Origin of the sequence: Paraburkholderia fungorum (assembly GCF_902833645.1) — a bacterium.
Classification (GTDB): domain Bacteria; phylum Pseudomonadota; class Gammaproteobacteria; order Burkholderiales; family Burkholderiaceae; genus Paraburkholderia; species Paraburkholderia fungorum.
The window spans coordinates 43,091-63,935 of record NZ_CADFGE010000017.1; the positions used below are offsets into that span (position 1 = coordinate 43,091).

General features: G+C 62.6%; 16 protein-coding genes. 11 read left to right on the forward strand and 5 right to left on the reverse strand.

From position 1 onward, the window contains the following. Positions 1-104: 104 nt before the first annotated feature. The 3 genes from HWX91_RS36305 to HWX91_RS36315 all read left to right on the forward strand — a co-directional run bounded on the left by HWX91_RS36305 (position 105) and on the right by HWX91_RS36315 (position 1,696). Positions 105-491 carry a DUF488 domain-containing protein gene (locus HWX91_RS36305; protein ID WP_028199454.1) on the forward strand — a complete coding sequence of 129 codons (387 nt, stop codon included), beginning with the start codon at positions 105-107 and terminating at the stop codon, positions 489-491. A 112-nt stretch (positions 492-603) separates the two neighbouring features. Beyond that, complete coding sequence (locus HWX91_RS36310; RefSeq protein ID WP_028199455.1) at positions 604-1,179, forward strand: TMEM175 family protein; 576 nt, start codon at positions 604-606, stop codon at positions 1,177-1,179. Between the two features lie 28 nt (positions 1,180-1,207). After that, positions 1,208-1,696, forward strand: a complete 489-nt coding sequence (locus tag HWX91_RS36315; protein WP_028199456.1) for a metallophosphoesterase family protein — start codon at positions 1,208-1,210, stop codon at positions 1,694-1,696. Between the two features lie 87 nt (positions 1,697-1,783). Here HWX91_RS36315 and proP read toward each other — a convergent pair whose 3' ends face one another. Then, entirely contained in the window at positions 1,784-3,286 is a 1,503-nt protein-coding gene (gene proP, locus HWX91_RS36320; RefSeq protein ID WP_244144184.1) for a glycine betaine/L-proline transporter ProP, read from the reverse strand. A gap of 208 nt (positions 3,287-3,494) precedes the next feature. Here proP and HWX91_RS36325 point away from each other — a divergent pair, with 208 nt between their 5' ends. Beyond that, the gene (locus HWX91_RS36325; RefSeq protein WP_127837937.1) at positions 3,495-3,728 is read left to right on the forward strand and encodes a hypothetical protein; all 234 of its coding nucleotides are present in this window, start codon (positions 3,495-3,497) and stop codon (positions 3,726-3,728) included. A gap of 276 nt (positions 3,729-4,004) precedes the next feature. Here HWX91_RS36325 and HWX91_RS36330 read toward each other — a convergent pair whose 3' ends face one another. Then, positions 4,005-4,280, reverse strand: coding sequence for an oxidative damage protection protein (locus HWX91_RS36330; RefSeq protein ID WP_027775455.1), 276 nt, complete (start codon positions 4,278-4,280; stop codon positions 4,005-4,007). Between the two features lie 100 nt (positions 4,281-4,380). Next, positions 4,381-5,769 (reverse strand): amino-acid N-acetyltransferase, encoded by a 1,389-nt coding sequence (gene argA / locus HWX91_RS36335; RefSeq protein WP_028199458.1) that lies wholly within the window; start codon positions 5,767-5,769, stop codon positions 4,381-4,383. A gap of 23 nt (positions 5,770-5,792) precedes the next feature. On the opposite strand from argA, the gene hrpA reads away from it, so the two are divergent. Next, on the forward strand, positions 5,793-10,061 hold the full coding sequence (hrpA, locus tag HWX91_RS36340) for an ATP-dependent RNA helicase HrpA (RefSeq protein WP_028199459.1): 4,269 nt from the start codon (positions 5,793-5,795) through the stop codon (positions 10,059-10,061). 217 nt (positions 10,062-10,278) lie between these two features. Here the strand turns inward: hrpA and HWX91_RS36345 are convergent, their stop codons facing one another. After that, the gene (locus tag HWX91_RS36345; protein ID WP_028199460.1) at positions 10,279-12,444 is read right to left on the reverse strand and encodes a YadA family autotransporter adhesin; all 2,166 of its coding nucleotides are present in this window, start codon (positions 12,442-12,444) and stop codon (positions 10,279-10,281) included. A gap of 569 nt (positions 12,445-13,013) precedes the next feature. Between HWX91_RS36345 and HWX91_RS36350 the strand changes: the two genes are divergently transcribed. The 4 genes from HWX91_RS36350 to HWX91_RS36365 all read left to right on the forward strand — a co-directional run bounded on the left by HWX91_RS36350 (position 13,014) and on the right by HWX91_RS36365 (position 17,025). Then, positions 13,014-14,033 (forward strand): YVTN family beta-propeller repeat protein, encoded by a 1,020-nt coding sequence (locus tag HWX91_RS36350; protein ID WP_028199461.1) that lies wholly within the window; start codon positions 13,014-13,016, stop codon positions 14,031-14,033. A gap of 40 nt (positions 14,034-14,073) precedes the next feature. After that, positions 14,074-15,072: a sterol desaturase family protein gene (locus HWX91_RS36355; RefSeq protein WP_028199462.1), complete on the forward strand. Its 999-nt coding sequence runs from the start codon at positions 14,074-14,076 to the stop codon at positions 15,070-15,072. Positions 15,073-15,347: 275 nt separating this feature from the next. Continuing rightward, positions 15,348-16,175, forward strand: a complete 828-nt coding sequence (locus tag HWX91_RS36360) for an EI24 domain-containing protein (RefSeq protein ID WP_028199463.1) — start codon at positions 15,348-15,350, stop codon at positions 16,173-16,175. A 19-nt stretch (positions 16,176-16,194) separates the two neighbouring features. Further along, positions 16,195-17,025, forward strand: coding sequence for a competence/damage-inducible protein A (locus HWX91_RS36365; RefSeq protein WP_028199464.1), 831 nt, complete (start codon positions 16,195-16,197; stop codon positions 17,023-17,025). Between the two features lie 155 nt (positions 17,026-17,180). On the opposite strand, the gene HWX91_RS36370 is transcribed toward HWX91_RS36365, so the two are convergent. Continuing rightward, the gene (locus HWX91_RS36370; RefSeq protein ID WP_028199465.1) at positions 17,181-17,645 is read right to left on the reverse strand and encodes a rhodanese-like domain-containing protein; all 465 of its coding nucleotides are present in this window, start codon (positions 17,643-17,645) and stop codon (positions 17,181-17,183) included. 438 nt (positions 17,646-18,083) lie between these two features. Here HWX91_RS36370 and glnA point away from each other — a divergent pair, with 438 nt between their 5' ends. Together glnA and glnL are read left to right on the forward strand one after the other, a co-directional pair. Further along, positions 18,084-19,499, forward strand: a complete 1,416-nt coding sequence (gene glnA, locus HWX91_RS36375) for a type I glutamate--ammonia ligase (RefSeq protein ID WP_028199466.1) — start codon at positions 18,084-18,086, stop codon at positions 19,497-19,499. Positions 19,500-19,699: 200 nt separating this feature from the next. Beyond that, the gene (gene glnL, locus HWX91_RS36380) at positions 19,700-20,842 is read left to right on the forward strand and encodes a nitrogen regulation protein NR(II) (protein ID WP_028199467.1); all 1,143 of its coding nucleotides are present in this window, start codon (positions 19,700-19,702) and stop codon (positions 20,840-20,842) included. Positions 20,843-20,845 lie beyond the last annotated feature (3 nt).

Here is a 20,845-nt window from a genome sequence, read left to right on the forward strand (position 1 = left end):
TTGGGTTTGGCCCTGCGGTTGGCCCTGGATCGGCCCTGTGCCGGTCCGAGGTCGAGGCAGCGTGGCGTGGCGCTTGTGATTCCACCACGAATCAGGAAAAAAACATGAGCATTAGCATCGTCCAGCTCGGGTCGCCGAGAGCCGCTGACGAAGGGCTGCGTATCGGCACCGTTCGGCGACCGCCGCGCGGCGTGCCCAGGACGGAATTCGCGACTCGTGACTATTACGACGTGTGGCTGCCTAATCTGTCGCCCGCTGCGGAATTGATCAAAGACGCGAAGGCGGCCGCGAGCGACGCCGAGTGGCGCGCATTTGCGAAAAAATTCCGCGCGCAGATGAACGATGGCGACGCCAGTAAGGTGTTGGACCTGCTTGCCGCACTGTCACAAACGACGCACTTTTCTGTCGGCTGCTACTGCGAGGACGAAAATCGGTGCCATCGCAGCATTCTTCGTCAATTGTTAAACGAGCGCGGCGCGCTGATCCGCTGACGCGTGCCGCTGTGGCCGGTATTCGACAAGTCCGGTTGTCATCGCCGATAATCGGCGGCGTACGAAGCCTGACCGGGCTTCCAATCTCGACTACACAATCAGGAACCGACCGATGGGCAAGGGACGCGTCGAAGCCTTCAGCGATGGCGTGATCGCCATCATCATCACTATCATGGTGCTCGAGTTGAAGGTGCCGGAGGGTCACGATCTCGCCGCGCTGCACCCCGTGATTCCCGTGTTTTGCGCATACGTGCTGAGCTTCATTTATGTCGGCATCTACTGGAACAATCACCACCACATGTTCCATGCCGTGCAGAAGGTCAACGGCGCGGTGCTCTGGGCCAATCTGCATCTGCTGTTCTGGTTGTCGCTGCTGCCGGCCGTCACGCACTGGATCGGCGAAAGCCATCTCGCCGCGTGGCCGGCCGCAATGTACGGCGGAGTGCTGTTCATGTCGGCGATTGCGTATTTCATTCTGACGCGTGCGCTGATCCGCGAGCACGGCACGGAGTCGACGATCGCCAAGGCGGTCGGCAGCGACTTCAAGGGCAAGGTTTCGGTCGTCATTTATCTGGCGGGCATGGTGCTGGCATTCGTGCAGCCGTGGCTCTCGGCCGCGCTCTACGCACTGGCCGCGGCGTGGTGGCTGGTGCCCGACCGGCGTATCGAACACATGATGGAAGCTTGATCATGTGGCCGGCGCTCGAACTCGCATCATGACTTCGCGTACCCGCAGCGCCACCGCCACCCGAATCGGCCTGATCTCCGACACGCACAACCTCGTGCGTCCCGAGGCTCTGCAATATCTCGCCGGGTGCGATGCGATCATCCACGCGGGCGATATCTGCAATCAGGCGGTGCTCGATGCACTCGCGAGGATCGCGCCGCTTACCGCCGTGCGCGGCAATAACGACATCGCCGGGCCGGTCGCCTCGTTGCCGACACACGTCAAGCTGACTGTGCAACAGGTGACGATCCTCGTCGTGCACGATATCGCCGAGGTAGGCGACGATCCGCGCGGTGAAGGCATCGGCGTGGTCGTGACGGGACACTCGCATAAGCCCGCGATCAGCGAGCGCGACGGCGTGCTGTTCATCAACCCGGGGAGTGCCGGGCCGAGGCGTTTCAAGTTGCCGATTTCCGCCGGCATGCTCGTTATCGAAGGCGCGCACGCAAGCGCGACATTCGATTTGCTGGTGACATAACAAAACGGGCCGGCAAATCTGCCGACCCGTTTGGGGACATGCGTGACTGGTTCGGCAACCGGCTATCGGCTGCCGCACAACCCAGGATCAGGCGCGTGCCGTAGCCGTGGCTGCGTAGCGTTCGTCCATCTCCTGCGCCTCACGCTCGCCGCGCAGCACCGCATGCGCTTCCGCACGCGTGGCCACGCACGGACCCGAGCCAAGCAGCGGCTTGCGAGCCGTTTCACGCAGCGCCAGCACCGAGACGATACCGATCACCGAAGCAGCCATCAGGTAGTAGGCGGGCATCATCAGATTGCCGGTGCTGTCGACCAGCCAGGCCGTCACGAGCGGCGTGGTTCCGCCGAACAGCGATACCGAAATGTTGAAGCCGATGGCGAGCGCGCCATAGCGGATCTTCGTCGGGAACAACGCCGGCAGCGCCGACGGCATCACGCCGGTAAAGCACGACAGCAGCACGCCGAGAATCATCAGGCCGCTGAACACCGGCAGCATCGTGCCCATGCGAATCAGCAGCAGCGCGGGAATCGACAGCGCGAACAGACCCACGCAACCGAACAGCATCACCGGCTTGCGGCCGATCGTGTCGGACAGGCGGCCGGCTGCGAGCGTCATCGGCATCATCAGCACCATCACGAGCAGCACGAGGAACAGGCCGTGCGTTTCGTTGAAGTGCAGCGTGGCCGACAGATAGCTCGGCAGATACGAGAGCGCCATGTAATCGGTGACGTTGAAGATCAGCACGAGGCCGACGCACAGCAGAAGCGGCTTCCATTGCTGCATCAGCAATTCGCGGAAAGACTGCTTCGGGAGCGCCTTGTCTTCGGCTTCGCGTTGCTCAGCCTGCTTCTTGAACGCGGGCGTTTCTTCGAGCTTCATCCGGATATACAGACCAATCAGACCCAGCGGACCCGCGATCAGGAACGGCACACGCCAGCCCCAGGAAAGCAGGGCCTCGCTCGACAGCGTCGCCGTCAGGAGTGTGACGGTACCCGCGCCGAGCACGTAGCCGATCAGCGTGCCGAATTCGAGGAAGCTGCCCATGAAGCCGCGGCGCTTGTCCGTCGAGAACTCGGCGATGAAAGTCGCGGCGCCGCCGTACTCACCACCCGTCGAGAAGCCCTGCACGAGACGCGCGACCAGCAGCAACACCGGCGCGAAAATACCGATGCTCGCATAGCTCGGAATCAGGCCGATCGCGAGGGTGCCGGCCGCCATCATGATCATGGTCATCGCCAGCACGCGCTGACGGCCGATGCGGTCGCCCAGCGGCCCGAACACCATGCCGCCGAGCGGCCGCACCAGGAACGCCGCGGCAAACGTGCCGAAGGTAGCGAGCAACTGGGCGGATGGATTCGACGACGGGAAGAATACTTTGCCGAGCGTGACAGCGATGTAGCTGTACACGCCGAAATCGAACCATTCCATCGCGTTGCCGAGCGCCATGGCGGCGACGGCGCGCTTGAGGAGGGATTTGTCGACGACGGTGATGTCGTCGAGGGAGAGGCGTTGTTCTTCTTTGTGGTGTCGCCAGAAGCCGTTGCTGGAAGCGGTCAAGGTGAAAACTCCAATGACTGCGACGAAACTCATGCAAACGCACATGAACGTTCCGCCACGGGTGCTGGGGGAAGTGCAGTTTCGCGAGCAGCGCGATGGCGTCTCCCTCGCCGGCAGGCGATAGAAGAGGGCGTGGAAAAGAAAATAAAACGCCCGTGCCTCGCGAACGAATCGCGAAAAAACACTCGTCTAGATTGTGCTGACTGTTGCATCTGCGTGGCCGTGGAAGGGGGGCAGATGCATGAGGACGCTGGGGTGGCTGAAAGCTGGCCCACGCGCCGCTGGAAGGCTTGAAACGAAAAAGGCCGGTGCTTTATTTGCCGCTTATGCAGAGTTCAAGCGGGGAAACGACCGACAAGCCTTCTTGTATAAAAACTGTCCGATTCAGGGGGCAGCGCACCGCAAAATGGCACGCGTAAATCACTCTGAAAAGAACGCGAATGAAGGTGAAATGCTGTTGGAACGAGGCACATGATAGCACGATGACGGAGGATCGTGCAAACCCGGTGCGCGCGGGCCGTCCCCGGAAAGGCGCTCAATCCCTTGCCGGGTGGGGGATTCAGCGGATCGCGAAGGTATGGAAAAGCGGCTTAAAAACGGCCTGAAAATGTACTGACTGGTGAAGCCGGAGGCGTCCCTAAGAAAGACCGGTGAACGGAAAACAGACGAAAAAAATCCGCGCACCTGGCGCGGATTTTTTGTCTGACCCGCTTCAGTTCGGCGAGCGAGGCCGGATGCCGGGGGCAGGCAATTATTCAGCCGGCGGCGGCACATAACCCTGCGCCGTATCCGCGCCTTCGCCGAAGAAGAACTTTTCCGTCTGCTTCATCAGATATTGGCGTGCGCGCGGATCGGCCATGTTCAGGCGGTTTTCGTTGATCAGCATGGTTTGCTGCTTCAACCAGGCTTGCCACGCTTCCTTCGAAATGCTTTCGTAGATCCGCTTGCCGAGTTCTCCCGGCAGCGGCGGGAAATCGAGGCCTTCGGCTTCCTTGCCGAGTTTCGCGCATTGAACCATACGAGTCATGCTGTGTTTCTCCTTTGTCGACCGGAGTGAGTGCTTCAGCGCTTGCTCTCCGGTCTCATAAAAAATAGTTACGGCGCCCAGCCGCTTTATATAGGGACGTTCAGAGCTGTTTCATCAGTACGAGCGACTTGCGCTGCCAGTTATAGAGCCGGCGACGGTCTTCCGGCAGGTCGTCGACCGTGACCTTGACGAAGCCGCGCTTGAGGAACCAGTGTTCGGTACGTGTGGTGAGCACGAAAATCCGCGTCAAGCCACGCGCCCGTGCGCGTTGTTCGATGCGTTTGAGCAGACGCTCGCCGTCGCCGGTGCCTTGCGCTTCAGGCGCGACCGTGAGACAGGCCATTTCGCCGATGCGCTCCTGCGGGTACGGGTACAGCGCCGCGCAGCCGAACAGCACGCCATCGTGCTCGATCACCGAGAAATGGTCGATGTCGCGTTCGATCTGGTGGCGCCCGCGCCGCACCAGCGTGCCGTCGGATTCGAGCGGTTCGATCAGCGAGAGAATGCCGCCGACGTCGTCCGGTGTGGCTTCGCGCAGGCTTTCGAGGTTCTCGTACGAGATCATCGTGCCCACGCCGTCGTGCAGGAACAGTTCGAGCAGCAGGCTGCCGTCGAGCGCGTAGGGGATGATATGCGCCCGCGCCACGCCGCCGCGGCAGGCGCGGATCGAATGTTTCAGGTAGAAGCCCGCGTCGCCGGTGACTTCGCCGCTTTCATGCAGCTTGTAGGCGTCGTCCAGCGACAGCTCGCGCACCAGTTCGGGGCCGTCTTCGCCGGCCTCCATCAGGCCTGGCGTTTCGGTCAGGAACACGATCTTGTCGGCGCGCAGCGCGATCGCGGCGGCCGAGGCGACGTCTTCCATCGACAGATTGAAGGCTTCGCCGGTGGGCGAGAAGCCGAGCGGCGAGAGCAGCACCAGTTTGCGGCTCGCGAGCGAATGACGGATCGAATCCGCGTCGATCTTGCGCACCACGCCGGTGTGCTGGAAATCGACCCCGTCGAGAATGCCGACCGGGCGCGCCGTCACGAAGTTGCCGGACACCACGCTGATGTGCGCGTGCGCCATCGGCGTATTCGGCAGACCCTGGCTGATCGCCGCCTCGATATCCAGACGCACTTCGCCGGCCGCTTCTTTCGCCGATTCGAGCGCGCGCGCGTCGGTAATGCGCATGCCGTGCGAGAACTCGGACTCCACGCCGTGCAGGCTCATCTGCTCTTCGACCTGCGGCCGCGAGCCGTGCACCAGCACGATCTGGATGCCCATGGCCTGCAGCAGCGCGATATCGGACACGAGCGCATTCAGGAGCCCCTGGTGCACCACTTCGCCGCCGAAACCGACGACAAATGTCTTGTTACGGAACGCATGGATGTAAGGGGCGACTGAGCGCATCCAGTCGACGAATTGCGCATGCTGGGCGAGATCTTCCGTTGCTCCGGCGGGGGCCGGAACGCTCGCGGGCGCGGGGACGAGGTCGGTTTGGGAATTCATGCCGGGGATTATAATGCGCCCCCATGTCGAATGTACCCAAAAGTCCCGCTACGGCGAACGAGAATTCAGCGCCGGCCGCCGATCCGAAGAACGCCGGCGACACGCAGCGCCGCCATGCGCAGGACGCGAACCGCAACGCGCCGAAAACGGCGCGCGAGCCGCGTCGTGGCGCGGATGACGCGCAGGCGCCCGCGCCCAGCAAAAATCCCCCTCAGGGCGGCCGTCGCGAGGCCGCCGTGGCCGCGCAAAAAGCGCCGCAAACGGACGATGCCGGGCGCAATGCACGCCGTGAAGCGCGCCCGCCACGCCCGCAGCGCGTCGTCGAGCCGAATCCGATTCCACCGATCACGTTCCCCGAAGCGCTGCCGGTCTCCGGCCGCCGCGAAGAGATTGCACGCGCGATCGCACAGAATCAGGTCGTGATCGTCTGCGGTGAGACCGGTTCGGGCAAGACGACCCAGTTGCCGAAAATCTGCCTCGAACTCGGGCGCGGTCTCGGCGCGGGCGGCACCGGTCTGATCGGCCATACGCAGCCGCGCCGGATCGCGGCATCGGCAACGGGCCGGCGGATCGCGGAAGAACTCGGCACGCCGTTCGGCGAAGTGGTCGGCTACAAGGTGCGTTTCACCGATAACCTGTCGCCCGGCGCGTCGGTCAAACTGATGACCGACGGCATTCTGCTCGCCGAAACGCAGACCGATCCGCTGCTCAAGGCGTACGACACGCTGATCATCGACGAGGCGCACGAGCGCAGCCTGAACATCGATTTTCTGCTCGGCTATCTGAAGGAAATTCTCGTCAAGCGTCCCGATCTGAAGCTGATCGTGACCTCGGCGACGATCGACGCCGACCGTTTCGCGCGCCATTTCGGCAGCGACGAGAAACCCGCGCCGGTCATCGAAGTCAGCGGCCGGCTCTATCCGGTCGAAGTGCGTTACCGGCCAGTCGTGGAAGACAGTCCGGCGGTGAAGGCGGCACAAGGGACCTCGTCCTCGACAGCGTCGCGCGAGGCGCGCGAGCGGCCGAAAACCCAGCGCGAGACAGACCGCGATCTGATGGAAGCGATCGTCGACGCCGTCGACGAACTGTGCCGCGAAGGTCCCGGCGATGTGCTGGTGTTCCTGCCGGGCGAGCGCGAAATTCGCGATGCCGCTGAAGCGCTGCGCAAGCATCATCCGCCGCACACGGAAATTCTGCCGCTCTTCGCGCGCCTCTCGGCCGCGGAACAGGAACGTGTATTCCGCACGTCGAACGCGCGCCGTATCGTGCTGGCCACCAACGTCGCCGAAACCTCGCTGACGGTGCCCGGGATTCGCTACGTGGTCGACACGGGTCTGGCGCGCGTGAAGCGCTACTCGTACCGCAACAAGGTTGAACAATTGCAGGTCGAGTCGATTTCGCAAGCGGCCGCGAATCAGCGGGCAGGGCGTTGCGGCCGGGTGGCCGACGGCGTCTGCATTCGTCTGTATGAGGAAAGTGACTTTCAGGGCCGAGTGCGCTTCACCGATCCGGAAATCTTGCGCTCGTCGCTGGCGTCGGTGATTTTGCGGATGAAGTCGCTGCACCTGACGGCGATCGAAACGTTTCCGTTCATCGAGCCGCCGCCGGGCCGCGCGATCGCCGATGGTTACCAGCTGCTCAACGAACTCGGCGCGGTTGACGACGACAACCAGCTCACGCCGCTTGGGCGAGAGCTCGCGCGCTTGCCGCTCGATCCGCGTATCGGCCGGATGATTCTCGCCGCGCGCGACCAGCAGGCGCTCAAGGAAGTGCTCATCATTGCTAGCGCGTTGTCGGTGCAGGACCCGCGCGACCGGCCGATCGAAGCGCAGGAGCAGGCTGATCAGGCACATCGCCGTTTCGCCGACGAGCGCTCCGAATTCCTCCAGTGGCTGAAAATCTGGAACTGGTTCGAAGAGGCGATCGCGCACAAGAAGTCGAACAAGCAGTTGCACGACGAGTGCCGCAAGAACTTCCTGTCGCAACTGCGGCTGCGCGAATGGCGCGATGTGCATTCGCAACTGCTGACGGTGGTGCGCGAACACGGCTGGCGTCTGAACGAAGCCGAAGCGACCTTCGAGCAGATTCATCTGGCGCTGTTGACCGGCCTGCTCGGCAACATCGGCCTGAAAGCCGAGGACGAACCGTATTACCTCGGTGCGCGCGGCATCAAGTTCTATCTGTGGCCCGGGTCCGCGCTGGTGAAGAAGGCGGGCAAGTGGGTGATGGCCGCGGAACTGGTCGAAACGAGCCGGCTGTACGCACGCTGTATCGCGAAGATCGAGCCGGAGTGGATCGAGAAGATCGGCTCGCATCTGCTGAAAAAATCGCTCTCGGAGCCACATTGGGAGAAGCGCGCGGCGCAGGTGTCGGCGTTCGAGCGCGCGACGCTGTACGGCCTGCCGATCTATCACCGGCGGCGCGTGAGCTTCGGCAAGCAGGACCCGTCGCGGGCACGCGAGCTGTTCATTCGCGGCGCGCTGGTGGAAGGCGAATTCGATACGAAGCTGGCGTTTTTCGCGCATAACCGCAAGTTGCTCGCCGACATCGAGCAACTGGAACACAAGTCGCGCCGTCAGGACGTGCTGGTCGACGACGAGCTGATCTTCGGCTTCTACGATCAGGCGATTCCGCAAGGCATATACACCGGGGCATCGTTCGAGCGCTGGTATCGCGACGAGCTGAAAAAGAGCGGCCAGCAGGAAGACAAGCTGCGGCTGTTGTATCTGTCGCGCGACGATCTGATGCGGCACGAAGCCGCCGGGGTGACGACCGATCTGTTCCCGAAGCGGATGACGATGGCGGGCGTCGAGATGACGCTCAGCTATCACTTCGAACCCGGTTCGCCGCGCGACGGCGTGACGCTCGCGGTGCCGCTCTATGCGTTGAATCAGGTCGACGCGCGACGCTGCGAATGGCTTGTGCCCGGTATGCTGAAAGAGAAGACGCAACTGCTGCTGAAATCGCTGCCGCAGAAGCTGCGGCGTCATTGCGTGCCTCTGCCCGAGTTCGCGGCGGGTTTCGTCGAGCGGCACAGCGGCCCGCGCTTCGGCGCGGGCGGTTTGCTCGAGTCTCTGATTGCGGATATTCGCGAGCAGACCCAGGTCGCGATGAAGCAATCGGATTTCAAGCTCGAGACCCTGACACCGCATCTGTTCATGAACTTCAAGGTGATCGACGAGCATGGCCGCCAGCTCGCGATGGGCCGCAACCTGTCGCAACTGCGCGCCGAACTCGGCGGCCAGGCGCAGCAGCATTTCCAGAAGATCGCGTCGGGGGCGGCCGGGATAGCGTTGGCGGATGCGGGCGGCGGTGGCGGGGTGGCCGCTGCTGTGCAAGCCGGCGGTTCGGGTGGTGCGGATCGCGCGGGATCGCGCGGTAAGAGCGCTGCCGTACCTGGTCCGCAAACCGCGTCGCAAGACGGCACGCAAGGCACCGCGCTGTACGAAAAGCTGACGACGTGGAATTTCGGCAAACTCCCCGAGTTGCTGGAAATTCGCCGCGGTGGCCAGACGTTGTTCGGCTATCCGGCACTCGTCGATCGTGGCACGCACTGCGATGTCGAAGTGTTCGATTCACCCGATGAAGCCGCGCGTATCCATCGCGCCGGGCTGCGTCGATTGTTTGCGCTGCAGTTGAAAGAGCCGATCAAATACCTGGAAAGGAACCTCCCGGGGCTGCGCGAAATGGCGATGCAGTTCATGCCGCGCGGCACCCAGGAAGAACTGCGCGATCAACTGATCGACACCGCGCTCGATCGCGCGTGTCTGCAGGACCCGCTGCCCGACGACGACGTCAGCTTCCACACGCGCCGCGACGAGGGCCGCAGCCGGTTGACTTTGCTGGCGCAGGAGATTGCGCGGCTGGTGGGGCAGATCCTGAGCGAATATGCGACCGTGACAAAGAAGCTGGTGCAGGCCAGGTCCTTCACCGCCGCGCATTCGGACATGCAGAATCAGCTCGACGGGCTGATCGGCAAGCGCTTTGTCGTCGATACGCCGTATCCGCAACTGGCGCATTTCCCGCGCTATCTGAAGGGCATTGCGCTGCGCATCGACAAGCTGAAGGCGGACTCCGCGCGCGATGCAAGGCAGTTCGCCGAATTCCAGCCGCTCTTGCAGAACTACCAGCGTGCGCTTGCGCAACGCGGTGGGGTGCTGGATACGCGCTTGTCGGAGTTTCGCTGGCTGCTCGAGGAATTGCGGATTTCGCTGTTCGCTCAGGAGTTGCGCACGCCAATGCCGGTATCGGTGAAGCGTCTCTATAAGGTGTGGGAATCGATGCAGCGCTGAGGGCGCCTGGCGGCATGCATGTGCGCCATCGCTGGCGGCGGGGCGCGCGCGGTATCGTGCGCAAAAAAGCGCGCAATACCACTCCTTGTGAGAATGACATCGCGCGTAAAGGCGCGGGCCCTTCGGGACCCGCGCCAGCTCGCTACATAACGACAACGCTAAAGGCATCACCGTGACCGGTTCGGATCGAGCCGGTCCTGCTTCCTGCGTGTGCGGCTTACCAATGCATGCCGGCGCCGAGCGACGCGCCGAATTGGCCGCGCGAGTCGGACGTGCCTTGCACCTTGTAGACCCACTTGCCCGTTTCAGACAGTTGCGACACACCGATTGCCACTGCCGATTGGCCCCCATAGGTGCCACCGGCCATTGCAATCATGCCGCGCCCCGGCAGCACCGCCTGCGGCAGGCCCGCGACGGCCAGTGCCGCGGCCGTGCCGCCGTACGCATCGCGGCGGGCCGAGCGGATCTGGTCGTCGGTATAGCGGTTGGCCTGACCGACGGCGCCGCTCACACTTTGTTGCAGCTGATTGACGTTGACCGCATCCGTGCCTTGCACGCCGGCCGCGACGTTGGTGATCTGCCGCTCCTGTCCCGCCGCGCCGACCGATACCGTATTCGCCCGCTCCGCGACCGAGCCTTGACCCAACGCGACCGAGTTGTCGGCGCCGGCGTTCGCCGAGGCGCCGAGCGCGGTGGCGTTATTGCCGCTCGCAACGGAGTTCGCGCCCATTGCCACCGCGTTGGTGCCCGTCGCTTGCGCGCTCGCGCCCGCCGCTACCGCGTTGGCACCCGTGGCTTGCGCATTCGCGCCCGCAGCGACGCTATGCGTGCCGCTGGCCAGCGCGCCTTCCGTAGTGCTATCGCCTTGCGCGCCGAAGAACGGATCGGCCGTATTGACGGCGATGTTGCTGACGGCGCCGCTGATGGCCGCATTCAGTTGGCCGAGATTGACGGCGTCGGTAGCGTCCACGCCGTTCGCGACGTTATGGAGCACGGTGGCGCCGCTTGCGGCATCGCCACCCAGCGTGACGCTGTTCCGATTCACCGTGCCGTCGGCGTTGGTGTCGTACATGAGGGCGCCGTCGACCTTGACGGCAGCCGCATCCGCCTGGGCTGCGACCGCTTTGAGCTGCGCGACATTGACCGCGTCGCGATCGTCGCGGCCCGGGGCGAGACTGCTGATCGTGCGGTTGCCGACGTTGACTTCCCCCATCGAATTCTGCGGAACCGCCAGGCCATATGCGGTATAGCCCGTCTGCGCGCCGAATCGGGTCACGGAACTGGCGCCGAGCGCCACACTGTTGCCGTGGATGGCCCACGCGTTGTCGCCCAGCGCGAGGCTGTCTGTTCCGGTGGCGCGGGCGGCGTTACCGATTGCGATGGCGGCGACGCCCGTGGCGCCGGCGTTGCTGCCGAGCGCGACGGCGCCGCCCATGCTCGCGGTCGCGCCCGCGCCTATCGCGACCGCTTCCGTCGCCGTGGCGGACGCGAGTCTGCCGGCTGCAAGCGCATTCGTGCCGGCGAGAGCGGATGCGTCGTCGGTGCCGTTGTCCGCGCCGTCGGCCTTGAAGTAGTGCGGCTTGCCGGCATCGGCGAGCGCCTTCAGCTGGCCGACGTTGACGGCGTCCTGATCGGCCGAGCCGGCGGCGAGGCCGCTCAGGGTGCGATTGCCGATGTTCACTTCGCCGTTCGAATCTTGCGTAGCCGCGAGGCCGAACGCGTGGTAACCGGTTTGCGCGCCGAACAGGGTGACGGAGCCGGCGCCGAGCGCGACACTGTTGTCGTGCAGGGCCCATGCGTTTGCGCCGAGCGCGGCGCTGGTGGCCGCGCTGGCCCGGGCGCTGTCCCCGAGCGCGACCGCGGACCTGCCGGCGGCGCTGGCGCTGCTGCCGAACGCCGTCGCGCCGCGCGCGTTGGCTACGGCGCCGAAGCCGATTGCGGTGGCTGCCTGGGCCGAGGCGTTGGCTTGCGCGCCCAGCGAGGTCGCACCGGTGTCAGTTGCCGAAGCCAGCGCGCCGAGGGCCGTGCTGTTGACCGCAATGGCTGACGCGCGCATGCCGCCGGCGAAGGCGCCAGACAGCTGCGCAAGCGCCTCGTGGCCGAGCGCGACCGCGCTCAGGCCCGTGGCGCTTGCCAGCACCCCCAACGCGACCGAGTTCGGGCCGCTGGCGTAAGCCTTCATGCCGGCTGCGAGCGCCGACATGTTCGGCGCCGCATAGGCTTCGAATTGCGAGGGGCCGGAGCCGCTGGCGTCGAAATATAGTGTGGCGGCGTTGCCCGCGGCGTGGGCGGTGGGCACACTTGCCCATAGCACGGCCGCGGCGACGGCGACTCTCGTTCCTGACGTTTCACACCACCTGCCTGATTGGTAAGCCTTATTCATATTCTTAAATCGCTCCTCGGAATGACGAACGTGAACATCGCGTGAAATGAGGGCGATTCGAAAGGCATCATCGCCCTTGTTTATTACGCGCAATAAAGCACTGCGAATAACATATCTCTGTTATTCATTTTCGTGCTTTAAAAAGTGGCTGCGCGTCGAGTCGCCGGCCTCATGTCTTGATGTTCGTGGAGATTGAGTGTTAGGCGATGAACGGCGGAATTGTCCGGTGCGGGCGGGAAACGGCGGAATAAGCCAATTCCTAATTGAATCAAAAGTCCGTAATTATTGTGGATTTAATTCTGATGAATTTATCGTCAATTGAGTTAATTAAGGAATGGTCTTTTTTTGTCTTGATGCGGGCGGTGGTTAATTAAGAAAAAATAATCCGCGTCTGTTAAATCTGAAAATGCCGGAAGTGCGTCAAGGCATGGGTCGTTAGTCGATGGACGAACCCGTGTTCAAGTCTGGTGTTTCTTTCTCATCCGTTAGCCGCATCCACCCGCATCCACATCAACCGCTGGTCACGGCAATCGTTCTACAATGTCGGCTGTTCTCCGAAGTGAGTTTTCATGCGTAAATTTTTTCTTCCCGGCTTGACTGCCACGTTCGCCGCGGGTGCGGCCGTGGTTGCCGCCGCAGGCTTTTTTTCTCCGGCGGCCCACGCCAACAACGTGATCGTGCTCAATTCCGGCGAAGCCACGCTGAGCCTGATCGACGAGACAACCCGTCAGGTCGTCGGCACCGTGCCGACGGGCAAGGAACCGCATCACCTGATGGCCACGCCGGACAATTCGTCGCTGATCGTCGCGAATTCGGTGTCGAACAATCTGATGTTCGTCGATCCGAAATCGGGCAAGGTGCAGCGCTGGGTCGAGAACATCGAGGATCCGTATCAGATCGGTTTTTCGCCCGACCGCAAGTGGCTCGTGACCACCGGGCTGCGTCTCGATCGCCTCGACATTTACCACTACGACAACGCGACAAACCAGATGACGCTGGCGTCGCGGCTGCCGCTCGCGGTCATGCCGAGCCACATGGCGTTCACGAATGACAGTAAAACGGTATTCGTCACGCTGCAGGTATCGGGCGAACTGGCCGCGATCGATCTGGCCACGCAAACCGTCAAGTGGAAAATGAAGGTCGGCAAGGTGCCGGCCGGCCTGTGGATGACGCCGGGCGAGAAGTACCTGCTGGTCGGCATGACCGGCGCCGATTACGTCGCGGTGGTCGACTGGCGTAACCAGAAGGTCGTCAAGACGATCCAGACCGGCAAGGGCGCGCATAACTTCCGTTCGCTCGCCGACGGCAGGCACGTGGCGGTGTCGAACCGCGTCGCGAGCACGATCAGCATCATCGACGAAGACACGCTCACCAACGTCGGCGACATCACCGGTCTGATGCCGGGCCCGGACGACATGGAGCTTTCCGCCGACAAACGCTACCTGTGGGTGACATTCCGTTTCGCGAAGCACATCGGCATCATCGACCTGACTACGCGTAAGCTGATCCAGACGATTGCCGTCGGCCGTTCGCCGCACGGTATCTATTTCTTCAATCGCGCGCCGGTTACGGCGCCGAACGGCGCGTAACGCGGAAAGCCGCCACGAATGAAGTAACCAGGCCAGCACCATGTTCCAATCGATTTTTTCGTCTCTCGACAGTTTCGTCTCGGCCTTGCAGACGCTGCTGTACGTCGACGTGGTGCAGCCGCTGCTGTTCCGTTTCGATCTGATGGATTACGACGAGGACACTTTCGACAGCCTGTATTGGGTGATCGTCGGCGTACTCGAAGTACTGGCGATGTACGCGGTGCTGCGCCCGCTCGAGGCGCTGCGCCCGGTCGAGCAGTGGGAGAGCCGCAAGGCGGTGCGAGTCGACGTGATCTACACCTGGATCGCCAAGCTCGGCATTCTCAACCTGTTCTTCTTCTTTGCGCTGCAACCGCTCTTCGACAACGTACAGGCCTGGCTGCGGCTGCACGACATCGCAAACGTCAATTTCGACAATCTGTGGCCAGGCGTCACCACGCAGCCGCTCGTCACCTTCGTGATGTACCTGCTGGTGCTCGATTTCGCCGGTTACTGGTATCACCGCTGGCAACATCGGATCGGTGTGTGGTGGGAACTGCACGCGGTGCATCACAGCCAGCAGCAGATGTCGCTGTGGTCCGACGACCGTAACCATTTGCTCGACGACCTGTTGCAGGCGTCGTTTTTCGCGACGATCGCGCTGGTGATCGGCGTGCCGCCGTCGCAATTTGTCGTGCTGGTGGCGATCACCAACCTCGCGCAGAGCGTGCAGCACGCGAACGTCCGTCTGTACTTCGGCTGGCTTGGCGAGCGTCTGCTGGTCAGTCCGACCTTCCATCGCCGGCATCACGCGATCGGCTATGGTCATGAAGGGCTCAGGTATGGCTGCAACTTTGGCGTGCTGTTCCCGTGGTGGGACATGATGTTCCGCAGCGTGTCGTGGAGCCGTGAAATGGAGCCGACCGGCATTCGCGATCAACTCGAAGGGCGCCGTTATGGCAACGGCTTCTGGGCGCAACACTGGCTTGCTTTTGTGCGCATCGCCGGGCGGCTTTCAGCGAAACGGCGTGCCAAAGGCAACGACGCGGCCGCAGTCTGAACATTCTTTCGCCCGCTCGGCGGCGGGTTCTCCGGCTTCCTCCAGCTTCCTCCCGCTTCTTCTCGCTTCTTCTCGCGGCCGGTTTCCCCGGCGGCGCGCCGCGTGGTTTATCCTGTGCACGTTCGCGCGTGCGTTCCGTGGTTCGCTTTCGGGCTTCTTGCTGGGCCAGTTGCCGGACCTGTTTCTGGTCCGTACTTCGGTCCGCGTCCTGGTCCGTATCCCGGTTCGTCGCTATTTTCTTTGTTCCATGGTTTCGTTCACCGGCACTGGCTCGCATGAATGATTTGTTGCGCTCGTTCGGACGCGCGCTCACCAACGCGCTCCACCCGCGCATGCTCTGGCTGACCTTCATGCCGTTTCTCGCGGCAACGGTCGGGTGGGGCGTGATTCTGTGGTTTTCCTGGCAGTCGCTGATCGGCGCGACCCGTTCGTGGCTCGACACCTGGTCGTTCACGGCCACGCTGTATCGGCTGTTCGATTGGCTCGGCTTTTCGGCGTTGCACGCGGCCGTTGCGCCTTTCATTGTGATCGCGGTGGCGATTCCGTTGATCGTTGTCAGCGTGTTGCTGCTGATTGCTACGCTGTCGATGCCAGCGGTGGTCCGCTTTCTGTCGGCGCGGCAATTCGCGAGCCTTGAAATGCGTCGCGGCGGAACGTGGTACGGTAGCCTCGGTCAGGCGGTGTGGACCACGCTGGTGTGTCTGGTGCTGTTGATCGTCACGCTGCCGCTCTGGCTGGTGCCACCGTTTTTCGCGCTGATTCCGCCGCTGCTGTGGGGCTGGCTGACGTATCGCGTGATGAGCTACGACGCGCTCGCGCTGCATGCGACGCGCGACGAACGGCGTGCACTGGTACGGCGCTTTCGGCTGCCGCTGCTGCTGATCGGCATCGCCAGTGGACTGCTGGGTTCGCTGCCGACGCTGCTATGGGCTTCGTCGGTGTGGTTGATCGTGCTGTTCCCGGTGATCACTGCGGTGACGATCTGGATCTACGCGTTCATCCTCGTGTTTTCGGCATTGTGGTTCAGTCATTACTGTCTGCGCGCGCTTCAACGCATGCGCGCGGAAGAGCACGGCGCACGGCACGCGCCGGTTCCTTACTGATTAAATGAAAGAGGCGGCAATGGCATTTGGCGTCATCATCATCGGCGATGAAATCCTGTCGGGCAGGCGTATCGACAAGCATTTGCCGAAGGTCATCGAATTGCTGGGCGCGCGCGGGCTGTCGCTCGGCTGGGCGGAGTACATCGGCGACGATCCGGCGCGCATCACCGCGACGCTGCGGCGCACGTTTGCATCGGGCGATATCGTGTTCTCGACGGGCGGCATCGGCGCCACCCCGGACGACCACACGCGTCAATGCGCGGCAGCGGCGTTAGGCGTGCCGCTCACCCTGCATCCGGAAGCCGCGAAGCTGATTCAGGAGCGCATCCGCGACATGCATCCGGCGAACTCGGCTACACCGCTGGATCTGGACACGCCGGAGAACCGGCATCGTCTGAATATGGGCACGTTTCCTCAGGGCGCGTCGATCATTCCGAACGGCTACAACAAGATTCCGGGCTTCTCGATCAAGGAGCATTACTTCGTGCCGGGTTTCCCGGTGATGGCGTGGCCGATGATCGAGTGGGTGCTGGATACCCAGTATGCACATCTGCATCACACCATGCCGCACGCGGAAAAGTCGCTGCTGGTGTTCGAACTGCCGGAGTCGCGCCTCACGCCGTTGATGGAAAAGATCGAGCGAGACTTTCCGGGCGTGCGAGTGTTCAGCCTGCCGAGCGTCGGCGATGCGGAGCGCGGCGGCGTGTATGCGCGGCATCACATCGATCTGGGCGTGAAGGGCGAGCCAGAAGCGGTGGCGGCGGCCTTCGTCAAGCTGCGCGAGGGTGTGCACCTGCTGGGCGGCGATATTGTCGAGCCCGAGGCGGCTGCGAGTAAGGCGCAGGGCTAATCGGCAGCCGATTCGCCGCCGTATACAGCGAACGTAGTCCGGGCGCGCTCGCGCCCATTCCTCATCGGGCTGAGCTGATAAGACTCCATGCATCATCGGCCTGTCATATGCAGCGCCGACGATGCGTCTAATTGTCCCGCCGGTCGCCCGTACGATCAGGCGCCGATCCAGGGCAAGCCGCGAAAACACCAGCCCGATACCGTCTTCCGATGCCCCTGGCCGTCCTTGTCGCCTTCGAAGCCTTCCAGCAGGTCGTACGCCTTGGCATAGCCCGCCTGGGTGGCGGCAATGGCGGCGAGCTTGGAGCGCGCGGCGCTGCGGCACAAAAACAGCACGGGCGTGTCGGGCGACGCCACCTGGCTGAGTTGCTGAAGGAATTCCTGGTTCGGCACGGCGCCCGGATAGCGTGTCCATTCAACATGCGCGTATTGCCCGTCGCCGATAACCGGCCGGCCGACCCAATCGAGTTCGGCACGGGTGCGCACGTCGACGAGACGCGTGCGCGGATCGAGTTGCAGCAGTTCGAACGCCTCGGCCGGCGACACCGCGCCCGCATAGGGCAACTGGTTCTCGGCGCGGCGTTTTTCCGCCTGGGCGTACAACTGTTCGAGCGTGCTCATGAGCGCAACCTCCTTCGGACCAAATGATCATTCTAGCGCGCGGCGTGTGGCGCGCATGCGGTTCGGATCCCGCATCCGGCCCGGCCTCGGCCAATGAGCAAACACCCCGTTGTGGTGCATACTTCAGGAAATGCACCAAAATGGAGATGCCGCTCGTCGCTTATTTGTCTGATGCACTGGTTCGGTGCGTTGCATGGCGTAAAGATTTCACGATTGCATGTTGTTCGGTGCGTCCATTCCCTGCAAACGCGCGCGCCGTGCGGTTTTGCGCCGGGTTGGCGCATACATGGCACAGAAGCTGCTTTATTGGTGCCGATCGATTTATGCCAGCAGGCTTTTATGTTCATCCTCAACGATCCAGGGGTGGACGCGCCGGGATGGGTCAGCTAGATTGGGCGGCGGCTGAATCCGCCGAATTCGTTAATCAGGAGATAGGTTATGAGTAAATCCGTGGCCGACGTCGTTCAACTCGTCAAAGACGAAGACGTCAAGTTTGTCGACTTCCGTTTCACCGACACGCGCGGCAAAGAGCAACACGTTTCGGTGCCGGTGTCGGCATTCGATGAAGACAAGTTCGAAAGCGGCCATGCGTTTGACGGTTCGTCGATTGCCGGCTGGAAGGGTATCGAAGCCTCGGACATGTTGCTGGTCCCGGACGCGAACACCGCCTTCATCGACCCGTTCTATGAAGAGTCGACCCTCGTGTTGACCTGCGACGTCGTCGAACCGGCTGACGGCAAGGGCTACGAACGCGACCCGCGTTCGCTGGCAAAGCGCGCTGAGGCGTATCTGAAGAGCACCGGCCTCGGCGACACGGCCTTCTTCGGTCCGGAGCCGGAATTCTTCATTTTCGACTCGGTCCAGTGGAATACGGATCAGTCGGGCTGCTTCATCAAGATCGGTTCGGAAGAAGCACCCTGGTCGTCGGCCAAGGAATTCGAAGGCGGCAACACCGGCCACCGTCCGGGCACGAAGGGCGGCTACTTCCCGGTCGCTCCGGTCGACACGTTCCAGGACATCCGTTCGGAAATGTGCCTGCTGCTCGAACAGATCGGCATCCCGGTCGAAGTGCACCACCACGAAGTGGCGGGTCAGGGCCAGAATGAAATCGGCACGAAGTTCTCGACGCTGGTGCAACGCGCCGACTGGCTGCAGCAAATGAAGTACATCATCCACAACGTCGCGCACACGTACGGCAAGACGGCTACGTTCATGCCGAAGCCGGTGGTTGGCGATAACGGTTCGGGCATGCACGTTCACCAGTCGATCTGGAAAGACGGCCAGAACCTGTTCGCGGGCAATGGTTACGCAGGTCTGTCGGAATTCGCGCTGTTCTACATCGGCGGCATCATCAAGCATGCTCGCGCGCTGAACGCGATCACGAACCCGTCGACGAACTCGTACAAGCGTCTCGTGCCGCACTTCGAAGCACCGGTCAAGCTGGCTTACTCGGCACGTAACCGTTCGGCTTCGATCCGCATTCCGCACGTGTCGAATCCGAAGGGCCGCCGTATCGAAACGCGTTTCCCGGATCCGATGGCGAATCCGTATCTGTGCTTCTCCGCGCTGATGATGGCGGGTCTGGACGGCGTGCAGAACAAGATTCACCCGGGCGAAGCGGCCGACAAGAACCTGTACGACCTGCCGCCGGAAGAGGATGCAAAGATCCCGACCGTGTGTGCCGGCCTCGATCAGGCGCTCGACGCACTCGACGCAGATCGTGAGTTCCTGACGCGCGGTGGCGTGTTCACGGATTCGATGCTCGACGCGTACATCGAACTGAAGACGGGCGAGCTGCAACGCTATCGTCAGTCGGTGCACCCGATCGAATTCGAAATGTACTACTCGCTGTAAGCGGCAATGGCGCTTCGCCCTTCAAACGGCGAGGCGTTTTGCCCGACGCTCGCGATCGGTCACGAAGGGACGGCGGCGCCGTCCCTTTTTTGTTGGACCCGAATCCGTCTACTTTCGACGTGCGCGGCGTGAAAGCAATGGAAGCAGGCAATAAGCGGTACACCTGATTTATCACCATCTCCTATCGGCCAGACTGCAAGATGGTTCTGAAGAATCTGATGAAGGCAAGGAAAGGGCACGAGCAGACGCTCTCTGAGGATGCTCAGCTAGTGAGTTCCGGCTTGCTGCCGGGCTTCGAGGCATTGCCCACGGTTGTGCTGGTGCTCGAAAAGCGCACGCTGCGGGTGGTGTTTGCGAACCCATCGGCGGAGTCGATGCTCGAGTTGTCGCGCAGGCAACTGACGCAGATGGCGTGGCAGGACATCTTCTCGAATGCCAGCGAACTGGTCGAGACCATCTCCGCGATCGCTGCCAACCGTTTTCACGCGACCCATCTGGACGCCATACTCGAGCGCCCTGGCCACGAGCCGCTGCATGTGCATGCGATCGTCGGTTTTCTGGAAAGCGCGCAAGACTACGTGCTGCTCGAACTGTTCGAAAACGAGCGGCATTTACGCTCCGATCGTGAGGAGCGCATCAATGACCTCACGGCGGTCAACAAACAATTGATCCGGAATCTCGCGCACGAGATCAAGAATCCGCTCGGCGGGATTCGCGGCGCGGCGCAACTGCTCGAGTTCGAACTCGGCGAGCGTGAGCGCGACGAGTTGCGCGAGTACACGCAGGTGATCATCAAGGAATCGGACCGGCTGCAAACGCTGGTCGATCGCCTGCTGGAGCCGCACCGTCATCCGCATATCGTCGGCGACGTGAATATTCACGAGGTATGTGAGCGCGTGCGCCAGGTGATTCTCGCGGAGTTTCCGCGCGGTCTCACGATCGAACGCGATTACGACGTGAGCGTGCCGGACCTGCGCGGCGACAAGGAGCAACTGATCCAGGCGCTGCTGAATATCGTGCGCAACGCGGCGGAAGCATTGCGTGAACGCATCTCGCAAGGCGACGCGCGCATCGAATTGCGCACGCGCATTGCACGCAAGATCACTGTGTCGAAACGCTTATGTAAGCTGGCACTGGACTTGCATATCACTGACAACGGCCCAGGCATTCCCGAGGAAATCCGTGACCGCATTTTCTACCCGCTCGTTTCGGGGCGCGAGGATGGCAGCGGTCTCGGCTTGACGCTCGCGCAGACCTTCGTGCAACAACACGACGGACTGATCGAAGTGGAAAGCCGGCCGGGTCATACCGAGTTTCAGATTCTGCTGCCGCTCGACTGCTAACAC